The following is a 12,021-nucleotide window of genomic DNA, read 5'->3' on the forward strand; positions in this document are numbered from 1 at the left end:
ATAAAGACTTATATTTCACACCTCCCAACAACAACCCTACTCAGACCAATAAAATAAATTTTTCTTAATAACAGGCCTACAACCAACAACATGGGAGATCTGTTACCACACAAAAACGAATACGATCAAGGAAAATAGTAAAGCTAAAAACAGGAAGTTTTACTTTTGCAATCCATCGTAAATATCAAAGCGCCTACGGTCACCGACACGATCCATGTGCGAGTTTCACCCGACTTGAAGGCTGAGGATACTAACAGCCATATTTACAGTTATTCAATCAAGTCTTGGGAGAAAGAGGAATTTTACGAATAAAGTACGGAGAAAAAACTGCAGGACTGGAACGAAAATTTAGCCCGAAAGGACAAGCAAGAAAACTCAAAAAATACGGAAGCTGATCAAAATATGGGAATATCTTTTCTTAGACACCTGGGCACTCAGTGACTCCTCACTGAGAATCAATCTGCCTGAATATACCGAAAACTCTCACACATCGGCATGTCCTGTTCGCTTCCACTCATACGGAGTTTGAAAGATTCTGCAACTCGGGCGAGGGTTTCGGCCGAGTTTCCGCTCCACATTGCGCTAACGATATCATCGACTAGCAGGAGAGACAGTTGGCAGCGGCTTTTAATACGTTCGTGGTTGCTGTAGAGCAACGCGACTTTGGTGCGGGAGCGGCGAATTTCGTTGAGGTCATATCGCCAGATGGACTTTCGTTCGCCGTAAGCTTCCACTTCGCTGGCTAGACCGATATTGTTCAGCAGCCAACGGCTGTTGGTTTTTCCCGGACGGATATCACTCAAGGCCTGGGCGGAAACGGGTTGAGTGACGGTGCTGTACTGAATATCCTGGGATCGATCAATGATGGTACAGGCACTCAGGCTGATGGCGGCTAGCAGTGATAAGCTGAGACGGATCATGAAAGCTCCTTGTCTCCCAATTAATTTCTCTTAACTGACTTATCGGCCGATAAGCGCTTAGGCTAAAGCAAATTTGCTCATATTTTTATGCATGGTCGCCATCAGTTTGATTTCGGCTTTTGACAAACCACTTTGACGCTCGATTTCATCCAGCGCCAAGCCTTCATCCAACATGGCTGAAGCGCGTGTATAGGGAGTCTGTGCTAAGTCAGGCTCTGGTTCATCGTCATAACTATAGGGTTCATGACGTGCCTCTTCCTGTGCTTCAGGTTCAGAATTTTGAGTCTTAAAGTGTTGTTCGGAAACCGCTTCCTGTTCCAGATGAGCCGCCAGGCTTTGTTGAAATGAAGGTTCTGCCCTGCTTTCTTCCGCAGGTGTTTGGAAAGGTTGTTGGGATTGGAAAGCCGCCCCCACAATCGGTTCCTGAGTCGTTTCGGCAAACGCAGTTTCTCCACTCTGGTGTTGCTGTTCGTTTTCCAAAGCGGTCAGACTGGCCAATAAACTTTGCTGCTGGGCTTGAAGCTCTCGCAAATCCTTCGCGACGATGGTGTCAGGAGACATCGAATCTGCGGGAGTATCGAATTGACCTTGTTGATGAGGATGCATAGCCTCTTGAGGCGATGCGCCTGCCATATCGTTGATTTCGGTAATGTTGCTGACTGAAGCGAGTGTCGGGCCGCGCTTGGACTCAAGACTTTTGATGCGACGGCCCAGACCGATATTGCTGGCATTAATGGATTTCAGTTCTTGTCGCGCGTCTTGCAAATCCTGTAGCTGCCGCCTGATTTGACGACTTTGACGCCAGTAACTCAGAACCAGGAGCAAAACGCCCAAGCCCAGGCCAGCGGCAATATAAACTGTCGGATGCAACATCGCTGCGAACATGTCTAAACCTCATTACTGTCAGCGGTAGCGTGAATAAGACCCTTATACGGCTACGTCTTCATTATTCAGTTCAGCCCACTCTTCCTCGGTGAGCAGCTTGTCCAAATCAATCAGGATCAACAGTTCGTCATTTTTATGGCAAACACCCTGAATGTATTTGGAATTATCGTCATTACCGACGTTTGGCGTGATTTCGATTTCTGACTGGCGCAGATAAACCACTTCTGCAACGGAATCCACCAAAATGCCCACTACATGGCCATCAGCTTCCACAATGACGATTCGGGTATTATCGGTAATATCTGTAGCGTCAAGATCAAAACGCTCGCGGGTATCGATAACGGTTACCACGTTACCACGCAAGTTAATGATCCCCAGTACATACTCGGATGCCCCAGGCACTGGAGCGATTTCGGTGTAACGCAAGACTTCTTGAACTTGCATCACATTGATCCCGTATACCTCACCGGCGAGCTTAAAGGTCACCCATTGCAAGGTAGGATCATCATTTACGTTCTCTTCAATGGCGTTGGCCGACATAATTTCGACTCCCTCAAAACAGTTTTTGGCCCTCAAAGGCCAAGCAGGCATTAATTCGCGTCAAAAACTTCACGCACCTGTTCTTAAATATAGTCGTTTGCAGGTTCTGTGCCAGGAACGGTAGGTAAAAAAACTGCCCCTTGGTCGGAATGCAAAAACGACCACCCAAGGGGGTTATCGGCGGGATTTCAGATTTATACAGCCTCAGCCCAATAAGCTTTTGTCGCTTTGTCGGAATTTGCGAAAGTTTCACCTTCGGAATCCACACGGCGTTGGCTGCTGATGCGTTGTTCAAGGAAGCGGTACAGCGCCCCATAGGCCTGCACGCCCTTTGCAGCGGGCTGGAAGAGGTTAGCAGGAACCCCCAGGCGGCTGGCATCGCGGAGCTTGGTATCGATGGGGATATGGCCGGGCCAAAGATCGACCGGAAACTCATTGCGCAGAGAACGTACTGTCTGCTGGCAGGCCTGGGTGCGACGATCCACCATAGTGGGCACAACCACTCTATCGATGACCGTATCCAGAGAGTGCTGCACCATATCAACGGTTTGCTGCATACGCGCAAAACCCTGCAGCGACAAAAATTCGGCTTGTACCGGGATAATCAAGCGAGTGCTGGCCACCAGCGCATTGATCATTAATACCCCCAAGGCTGGCGGGCAATCAATCAGCACCAGGTCAAAATCCTCTTCAAGCAGGCTCAGCACCTGCCCTAACACCAGACCAAAGCCCCGTCGGTGCTGGGCTGTGCGTTCCAGAGTAATCAAGCTGGGGGAGGACGGCATCAAACTCAACCCTTCATAGGGTAGCTCCATGACGATATCCATAATCATCTGGCGACTCACCTGGCCTTCATGGTGAAGCAGTTCCGCCGATGACTGTTTCAGTGACTGGGGCTTTATCCCAAAATAGCTGCTCATAGAACCTTGAGCATCCAGGTCTACCAACAACACGCGCTTGCCGGCCTGGGCCGCATAGCCACCCAATGTCACCGCACTGGTTGTTTTACCCACACCGCCTTTCTGATTTGCTACGGTCCACACTTGCATGATCGAATCCTCTACTTGCCACGACGGTAATGACTTGCCGCCTGCCCTATACCCCATAGGCCATGGATTGCCCCATGACTACGTATTAAGCCGATTTTCACCACATTGGGTGAAATCAACTGGATTTACCGAGTACTAGAGCAAGGGCTGTACCAACCTCGAAAGCGGGTTTTCTGGATTCGATGAGCGGGGATAAAGTGGAAGGGAAAGACAAGCGTTTGCGGATTGCCCTTCTGAATGGCTCATAGAGCTTATTGGCTGTCGCCATTGCTGTACAGCACACCACCACTTTCAGTGGCCTGTGGTTGCAAAATCAGAGGGGGTAATTCCTCCTCCGCCTGTGCGGCCGCTTCGGCCTCCAGCTCCTGCAGTAACCTTTGCTCCGCCATCTGGCGCATTTCAGCAATGGCCGAAGCACGACTGGCGGCGCGACTGATTTCACTTTGACTCTGGAAAGCGTTAGGTTCTTTTGCCGCCATTTCCATGGCCGTACGGGCACTCACGCTCATGCGCTCCGGAGCACGCCGGGATACCATCACCACCACCCGACGGTTTTGCTGGCGCCCGGCAACCGTATCGTTGTCCGCGATTGGCTGAAACTCTCCATAACCAACCGCCGACAAACGTTGGGGCCTTACACCAGAAGCGATTAGCAATTTCACCACCGTTGCGGCACGCGCTGAAGACAGTTCCCAGTTACTCGCAAAACGGGGCGAACGTATGGCCTGATTGTCGGTATAACCTTCTATTTGAATCTGGTTTTCGTAACCGCGTAGCTTTGTTGCAAGTTGACCGAATAATTCCTTAGCGGCATCGGAGGGCTCTGCGCTGGCACTGGCGAATAGAACATTGGAGTTCAATTTTAATTCCAGCCACAACTCGTTGCTGTCGAGTTCTACCAATTCATCATCAATCAAATCCGCAAACTCACTCGTTAGCTGACTTTCCAGCTGACTCAAATCCGCGACAATGGCCGGTGTACCTGCGAGCGTACTCTGCGCACTTTGATCAACAACTGCAGAAGGCATCGCCGAGCGTTCATTGAGTGCAATAGGATTGGGGTTCCGTGGTGGCGAGGTAAAAATGGCGTTTAAGCTGGTGGAGAGTTCCTTGTATTTCGCTTCATTTAATTGAGAAATGGAATACATCACCACAAAGAAGGCAAACAGCAGCGTAATGAAGTCCGCATAGGAAACCATCCAGCGTTCATGCTTAACTTCAATCTGTTGTTGCGGACGATGACGACGCATAAGGCCTCCTGAAGCACGCCTACTCTAGCGCGGCAAAAAGCCCTGGAGTTTAATTTCAATGCTGCGAGGATTTTCCCCTTCTGCGATAGCAACAATGCCTTCGATGATCAATTCACGATACAAAGAGTCGGCATTGACGGATTGTTTTAATTTATTCGCAATCGGTAAAAGAAATAAATTCGCAAACGCCACACCGTAAATGGTCGCAACAAATGCAACCGCAATCCCCGGCCCGAGTTGAGAAGGATCAGAAAGGTTCTTCATCACATGAATCAAACCAATCACTGCACCGATGATTCCGATGGTGGGCGCATACCCGCCCATGGATTCGTAAAAGCTGGCGGCATTATGATCCCGCTGTTCCTGGGCAATCATATCAATTTCCAGAGACTGCCGAATAACCTGGGTATCGTTGCCATCAATTAATAGCAAGAGTGCTTTGTGAGCAAAGCGATCTTTTTCTTTGTCGGCAATCGGCTCAAGCCCCAGTAATCCCTCTCGTCGTGCGACAACTGCCCAGTTCACCACGCGCTTTATACCGGCATCGAAAGCCGGATACTGAGGATAGAAAATGCGCTTCCCGAGCTTCAAGGCACGCTGTAGATGAGGCTGCGGTGTCTGCAAAACAGCCGCGCCGAGGGTGCCGCCAATGACGATCAGTGCTGCCGGGCCGTTCAGCAAAGATTGCAAACTGCCGCCCTCGAGAAAATTCCCGCCAAGCAATGCTGCCGTACCAATGGCAAGCCCGATGAGAGTAAGTAAATCCATCAGCTGATCTCAACTAACTGTGACGCGAACTCATGCAGTGGCAAGACGTGATCGGTCAGTTCCGCTTTGGCCACTGCCATTGGCATACCATAAATTACGGAGGTCGCTTCATCCTGACTCCAGATCGTACCGCGACGCTGCTTTATGGCACGGGCGCCTTCACAGCCATCACTGCCCATACCGGTTAACACAATTCCGAACGCTCGACTGGCGAAAGCCTCCGCAGCCGAGGTAAAAGTTAAATCCACGGAGGGTTTATAATTCACATCCGCCGGCCCATCGAAGACATCGATTTTCATGGGGTTTGATTTATTAAATGACAATTGCTTGCCGCCGGGAGCCAGATAAGCTGTGCCGGGTTCAAGCAGCTCACCGTTTTCCGCATGACGAACGCGAATCTGACATTCCCGATCCAGCCGCTCCGCAAAAGCCATAGTGAAATTCGCCGGCATATGTTGAACCAGAACCAAAGGGATGGGAAAGTTTGCCGGTAAGGCCGATAGAATATCGGTCAATGCAACCGGTCCTCCGGTTGAAGAACCAATCACAACCACGGAGGGCGCCTGGCTTTGCGAGCGCCGGCTCGGAACAGGCGCGGGTCTTGGTTTCGCGGGTTTCGACGGAGAGAAAGGACAGGCAACCGCTTTTTCTCCACGCATGGCGACCGTTAAAATACGATCCTGTAAAGCGGCACTCAGCTTTTGAGAGTCTCTTGAAAACTCCGCAAAGTTTTTCGCCATAAAGTCGACGGCACCTGCTGCCAGCGCATCCAGGGTAACTTTGGCGCCTTCATAGGTGAGGGAAGAAAACATGATAATGGGAACAGGATTGTTCGCCATGATTTCACGAACTGCGGTGACGCCATCCATCTCGGGCATCTCGTAGTCCATGGTGATAACATCAGGTTTCAACTCAGCCGCTTTGGCTACGGCCTCTTTACCATCATTGGCCACACCCACGACATCAATGTTGACGTGCGAGCCGATCATTTCCCGCAAGCGATTTTGAAAAAATAAAGAGTCGTCGACAATTAGTACTTTAACGGACATTATGCCCTTCCCCTTTCAGTAGACCCGAGCAATAAAAACAAACAACTGCTGGCACACACTCCATGTACGGCTGTCGGCAGAGGCAGACCTTGGCTCCCGTCTGTTTAGATGTAGAGAGAGATTGCCAGCGACGCTGGCAACCCCTGATTACGCGTAGCGTTTCAGCATCGCAGGCACATCCAGAATCAGTGCCATGGTGCCATCACCCGTAATGGTCGCACCGGCCATACCCGGGGTTCCCTGAAGCATTTGGCCCAGAGGCTTGATCACGACTTCTTCCTGACCGATCAATCGGTCAACCACAAAGCCAACGCGATCGGTACCAACACTCACAATAACGACATGGGCTTCAGCTAACGGATCAATCTCATCTTCAACCAACCATTTCTTCAGATAAAACAGTGGTACCGCTTTATCGCGAATGGTGACGCACTCCTGTGCATCTACAATATTGGTTTTGGTTAAATCCATCTGGAAGATTTCATTCACGCTCATCAATGGCAAGGCAAAAGTTTGATCGCCCAGCATGACCATCAATGTTGGCATAATGGCCAGAGTCAACGGTACTTTAATGACCAGGCTGGTGCCTTCGCCCAGGCGGGATTTAATATCCACCGAACCGTTCAGCTGGGAGATTTTGGTTTTCACCACATCCATGCCCACACCACGGCCCGACACATCGGAGATCTCAACCTTGGTTGAAAATCCTGGCGCGAAGATTAAATTAAACGCTTCTTCATCAGTCAGGCGTGCTGCGGAATCTTCATCGTATAAACCTTTTTCCACAGCTTTCTTGCGCAGAGCGTCCGGGTCCATACCGCCACCGTCGTCGGTGATCGACAAGAGAATATGATCACCTTCCTGCTCAGCAGCCAGGGTTACCGTACCCACGCGGCTTTTGCCGGAAGCTTCACGTTTATCGGGTGATTCAATACCGTGGTCAACCGCATTGCGCACCAAGTGCACCAATGGATCTGCCAGTGCTTCCACCAGATTTTTATCCAAATCCGTATCTTCACCCACCAGTTCCAGCTTGATCTCTTTGCCGAGGTTTCTCGCCAGATCACGTACAACTCGTGGGAAACGACCAAAAACTTTCTTGATCGGCTGCATGCGGGTTTTCATGACAGACGATTGTAAATCCGCCGTGACCACATCCAGATTCGCGACCGCCTTGGAGAGGGATTCATCGCTGGATTTACCACCGATGCGCACCAGGCGATTGCGAACCAACACCAGCTCGCCAACCATATTCATGATTTCATCAAGACGCTGGGTATCTACCCGTACCGAGGCTTCACCAGATGCAGCTGCGCCTTGACCCGCGCTACCCTTTTTGGCATTAGCAATATTGGTAACGTTGGCTTTTGCAGCGGGCTTGGCCGCTTCTTTTTTCGGTTCGGCTTTCTTCGGTGCCGCCTTGGCTTTCGCCGGTTCTATCTTACTGACCTTGCTGTCTTCTGCTGGCTTTTCAGCGGCGGCCGTCGGCCCCTGCCCTTTGCCATGCAGATCGTCCAGCAGAGCATCAAATTCCGCTTCGGAAATTTCGTCACCACCGCCAGCGGCGGCTTTCGGCGCTTCGGCCGCAGGTTTAGCTGCTGGAGCTTCCGCTTTCGGCGCTGCACCATGCAGGCCATCTAACAGAGCTTCGAATTCGGCGTCGGTAATTTCCGGATTATCCGAATTGATGATGTCATCAACTTTGCCGGAAGCCTGAGCCTCTGACTTGGAACCATCAAGCTCATCCAGCAAAGCGTCAAATTCTTCCTGGGTAATTTCATCGCCGCCGGCTTCTGCAGATGCTTCTGCTGCAGGTGCTGGTGCTTCTTCAGCCACAGGCTCGGGCTCCGCTGGCGCTTCAGCCTCGCCTTCTCCTTCCGGAGTAGCCAGTTTACCCAGTTCTTCGAGGAGTTCGGGGCTCGCTTCGCTGGGAGTTTCCCCGGCACTCAACTCGGCAAATTGTTGGTTAACCATGTCCAGGGCTTGCAACACCACGTCCATCAAGGCTGGTGATACACTGCGTTTACCATTACGCAAAATGTCGAACAGGTTTTCCGTCACGTGGCAGCATTCCACCATCGCATCAATTTGCAGGAATCCCGCACCGCCTTTTACAGTGTGGAAACCCCGGAAAATGGCATTCAATAAATCCGTATCTTCCGGACTATTTTCCAAATCCACCAACTGCTCGGAAAGCAGTTCCAGAATCTCACCGGCTTCAACTAGGAAGTCCTGGAGTATCTCTTCGTCGTCCCCAAAGCTCATAACTTACACCCTTTAAAATCCAAGACTGGACAGCAGGTCATCAACCTCATCCTGGCTGCTGACCGCACCTTCGGTCTGCTCAGGATTGATCTGTGGTCCGCTCAATGCTTCAGCTTGTTTCGCTTCTACCGCCGCTGGGCCATTGTCGTCTGGTAAAATACCTGTGATGTCTTCTACCTGAGAGGCAACTTTAATCAGCTCAACAAGATCGCCTTCCAAATCGCTAATGAGTGCCATCACACGATTGAGTACCTGGCCCGTTAAATCCTGGTACTCCTGTTCCATCATAATTCCCTGGAGGTTGGAATTAATCAGATTCGCATCGTCGCTCATACGGTTTAGAAACATATCCATTCTCGGATAGAGTTTATTAAACTCCTGGGCCGACATTTCACGACTTTTGATACGCATCCATTCCGAACGTAACTCAGCCGCTTCCCGGCCCAGTCGATCTGCAACCGGCGCGGTTGCCTCTACCCGATCCATGGTTTTGTCTGCCGCTTGCTGGGTCATCTTAATGACGTAGTGCAAACGATCAGAAGCATCTTGTATTTCCGTCCCCTCGAGAGGAGCCGGCTGATGATTCGATTGCTCGTCAACATGGAAGTTAACGATGGCATTGTGAAGGCCACGGGTAAGGCGGCCTATCGAGGTAAATAAGTGGCGGTCGCGGGCATCCATCAAGGCATGGATTAACTGCCCGGCTTCCTCAATTTGCTCTGACTCCAGCTTTTCAACGAGCAACTTTGCGCATTCGCGCAGTTCAGTAATAAAGTTGTCGGATTGGCCGGCAATATATTGGGTGTTCATAGACTTTCCTCAGCTCACTGCTTAGCCATTAACCCGTTCAAAAATCTTGTCGATTTTTTCCTTAAGAACCGCTGCAGTGAAAGGCTTCACAACGTAGCCGTTTACACCCGCCTGTGCGGCCTCCACAATTTGCTCGCGCTTTGCTTCTGCGGTCACCATCAGAACCGGCAAAGTCTTCAAGGTGTCATCGGCACGAACCGCCTTCAACAGGTCAATACCTGTCATGCCAGGCATGTTCCAGTCAGTCACTAAGAAGTCGATGCCGCCGGCCTTAAGCATTGGTAATGCTGTCATGCCATCATCAGCTTCCTGGGTGTTATTAAACCCCAGATCACGCAAAAGGTTTTTGATAATCCTGCGCATTGTTGAAAAGTCATCAACAATAAGGATTTTCATATCAGTATCCAATGTAGCCTCCAGGCAGCCCCCAAACGGGCTCATCTAACGGTGAATATATACTTGATGATAGTTGGTAATTCTCGACTTGCTCAGTCACGGCCGATATATGTCCGATTTTATTACCCATGAGTTGGCGCGTTTGAATTTCTATGATTCCCGCCCGCTCATGTACCTTTATTGGTCATTTTTGAGAATTCTTTAGAAATTAAATTAAATCGCACTTTATTTGCGCAGTTTGTGGAAATTTTGCATAAAGCCACTCACTTTTGCGAGGGTTTCATCTGCCAAGGAAAGGACAAAAGGGTAAGGAATATGGGGTTTTAGATAAGCGGAAGGAAATGTTTATATCAGTAATGTTTATGGAGATTGACAAAAAACCAGCAGCCTCAACGAAAAAAAATGGCGCTCTTAAGAAGCGCCATTTTTTTGCCAATCGCTGAGTTTTGTTCTCAGCCTGGCCGTGGCCTGACTGTGAATCTGACTCACTCGTGATTCACTCACACCGATGATTTGTCCGATCTCTTTCAGATTTAGCTCTTCGTCATAATACAGCGCCAGAATCATACGTTCACGCTCGGGAAGATCAGCGATGGCCTTAGCCAGAGATTCTTTTAAGCCCTCACGCTGCATATTGTCGTGTGGCGCAATAAAAGCCATGCTGGTGTGCTCGCTGCTCATGCGAGTATCTTCGCCACCAAAAGCTTCTTCAAAGCTGAACAAACGACTGCTGGCATTGTCTTTCAGCACGTTGTAATACTCGTCCAGCGTCATATCCAATTCGGCAGCGATTTCCTGATCCGAGGCGTCGCGCCCTTCCCGGGATTCCACCGTATTAATGGCATCAGAAATTCGGCGGTTGTTGCGATGGACTGATCTCGGTACCCAATCACCTTTGCGCATTTCATCCACAATGGCGCCGCGTATTCGGATCCCGGCATAGGTTTCAAAACTCGCCCCTCGGGAAGCATCGTATTTTTGAGCGGCTTCAAGCAGGCCAATCATGCCGGCTTGAATTAAATCTTCGACTTGCACGCAAGCTGGCATCCTTACCATCATATGGTGTGCAATACGCTTTACCAGTGTCGCATAATCCTCTACGCGGATATTAACACTGGGCGTTTGTGACTGGCCGTACATTGCCAAGCTATCAGATACTGCCATCGCTAAAATCCTGAGTTGGCCACATTAAGCAGCTTTTCTACGAAGAACTCCAGGTGCCCTCTTGGGTTGTTGGGCAATGGAAGTTCATCCACTTTTTGCGCCAGGGTACGTATCGCCTGGGCCGCCTTGCTGCGAGGCGCATATTCTAGAATCGGGGTTTGTTTCTGCACCGCTTTGCGGACATTTTCATCAAAAGGAATGTGCCCGATGTACTGCAAGGAAACATCCAGAAAACGCTGACAAACTGCATTTAACTTCGCAAACAACTTACTGCCTTCCTGATTGTTGCGCGTCATATTGGCAACGACCCGGAAACGGAAAGTTCCGTATTCCGTGTTCATCAGTTTAATCAAGGCGTAAGCATCGGTGATTGATGAAGGCTCATCACAAACCACGACCAGAATTTCATTGGCTGCACGAACAAAGCTCACTACGGAATCGGAAATACCGGCAGCAGTATCGATTACGAGTACATCGAGATTGTCAGCAATATCGCTGAAGGCTCGGATCAAAGCAGCATGCTCTTGATCACCCAGCGTTGCCATTTGTTGGACGCCAGAGGCTGCAGGGACAATATCAACACCACTGGGGCCTGATATCATAATCTCTGGCAGTCGGCGTTCACCGGAAAGTACATCCGCTAAATTGTATTGGGCTTTCAAACCCAACAACACATCCACATTCGCCAATCCCAAGTCGGCGTCTAGCAATACCACCCGGCGATGCAGCTCGGCTAAGGCAATGCTCAGGTTTACAGAGATATTACTCTTTCCAACCCCACCTTTACCTCCGGTCACTGCAATCACTTGAACCGGTCGACCATAACTCATGGGATAATTCGCTCCTGTCTCTAGCGGGAATATGGAATAACTTATTCAGTATAGTTGGCTATTTCCATTTATCCTGCCGTTTGGCCAAAAAAATT

Annotated in this window: 12 protein-coding genes; all 12 read right to left on the reverse strand. The window is 50.1% G+C overall.

Annotated features, from left to right (window positions below; translation table 11 throughout):
* Positions 1 to 455: 455 nt before the first annotated feature.
* The 12 genes from G8768_RS18495 to G8768_RS18550 all read right to left on the reverse strand — a co-directional run bounded on the left by G8768_RS18495 (position 456) and on the right by G8768_RS18550 (position 11,926).
* Positions 456 to 920, reverse strand: coding sequence for a hypothetical protein (locus G8768_RS18495; protein WP_166847828.1), 465 nt, complete (start codon positions 918 to 920; stop codon positions 456 to 458).
* A 57-nt stretch (positions 921 to 977) separates the two neighbouring features.
* On the reverse strand, positions 978 to 1,805 hold the full coding sequence (locus G8768_RS18500) for a DUF2802 domain-containing protein (RefSeq protein ID WP_166847825.1): 828 nt from the start codon (positions 1,803 to 1,805) through the stop codon (positions 978 to 980).
* A 42-nt stretch (positions 1,806 to 1,847) separates the two neighbouring features.
* On the reverse strand, positions 1,848 to 2,345 hold the full coding sequence (locus G8768_RS18505; RefSeq protein WP_166847822.1) for a chemotaxis protein CheW: 498 nt from the start codon (positions 2,343 to 2,345) through the stop codon (positions 1,848 to 1,850).
* 194 nt (positions 2,346 to 2,539) lie between these two features.
* Positions 2,540 to 3,394, reverse strand: coding sequence for a ParA family protein (locus G8768_RS18510; protein WP_166847819.1), 855 nt, complete (start codon positions 3,392 to 3,394; stop codon positions 2,540 to 2,542).
* A 251-nt stretch (positions 3,395 to 3,645) separates the two neighbouring features.
* Positions 3,646 to 4,644: a flagellar motor protein MotD gene (gene motD / locus G8768_RS18515; RefSeq protein ID WP_166847816.1), complete on the reverse strand. Its 999-nt coding sequence runs from the start codon at positions 4,642 to 4,644 to the stop codon at positions 3,646 to 3,648.
* A 24-nt stretch (positions 4,645 to 4,668) separates the two neighbouring features.
* Positions 4,669 to 5,412 carry a flagellar motor protein gene (locus G8768_RS18520; RefSeq protein WP_166847813.1) on the reverse strand — a complete coding sequence of 248 codons (744 nt, stop codon included), beginning with the start codon at positions 5,410 to 5,412 and terminating at the stop codon, positions 4,669 to 4,671.
* Complete coding sequence (locus tag G8768_RS18525) at positions 5,412 to 6,461, reverse strand: protein-glutamate methylesterase/protein-glutamine glutaminase (RefSeq protein WP_166847810.1); 1,050 nt, start codon at positions 6,459 to 6,461, stop codon at positions 5,412 to 5,414. The genes G8768_RS18520 and G8768_RS18525 overlap by 1 nt, the downstream gene beginning before the upstream one ends.
* Before the next feature lie 147 nt (positions 6,462 to 6,608).
* A complete protein-coding gene (locus tag G8768_RS18530) occupies positions 6,609 to 8,726 on the reverse strand; it encodes a chemotaxis protein CheA (RefSeq protein WP_166847807.1) in 2,118 nt (705 codons plus the stop codon).
* Between the two features lie 12 nt (positions 8,727 to 8,738).
* Positions 8,739 to 9,536: a protein phosphatase CheZ gene (locus G8768_RS18535; protein ID WP_166847804.1), complete on the reverse strand. Its 798-nt coding sequence runs from the start codon at positions 9,534 to 9,536 to the stop codon at positions 8,739 to 8,741.
* Positions 9,537 to 9,557: 21 nt separating this feature from the next.
* A complete protein-coding gene (gene cheY, locus G8768_RS18540) occupies positions 9,558 to 9,944 on the reverse strand; it encodes a chemotaxis response regulator CheY (RefSeq protein WP_166847801.1) in 387 nt (128 codons plus the stop codon).
* A 399-nt stretch (positions 9,945 to 10,343) separates the two neighbouring features.
* Positions 10,344 to 11,096: an RNA polymerase sigma factor FliA gene (locus G8768_RS18545; RefSeq protein ID WP_166847799.1), complete on the reverse strand. Its 753-nt coding sequence runs from the start codon at positions 11,094 to 11,096 to the stop codon at positions 10,344 to 10,346.
* Positions 11,097 to 11,098: 2 nt separating this feature from the next.
* Positions 11,099 to 11,926 (reverse strand): MinD/ParA family protein, encoded by an 828-nt coding sequence (locus G8768_RS18550; RefSeq protein WP_166847797.1) that lies wholly within the window; start codon positions 11,924 to 11,926, stop codon positions 11,099 to 11,101.
* Between the last annotated feature and the right edge of the window lie 95 nt (positions 11,927 to 12,021).

The organism is Pseudoteredinibacter isoporae (assembly GCF_011602085.1).
Taxonomy (GTDB): domain Bacteria; phylum Pseudomonadota; class Gammaproteobacteria; order Pseudomonadales; family Cellvibrionaceae; genus Pseudoteredinibacter; species Pseudoteredinibacter isoporae.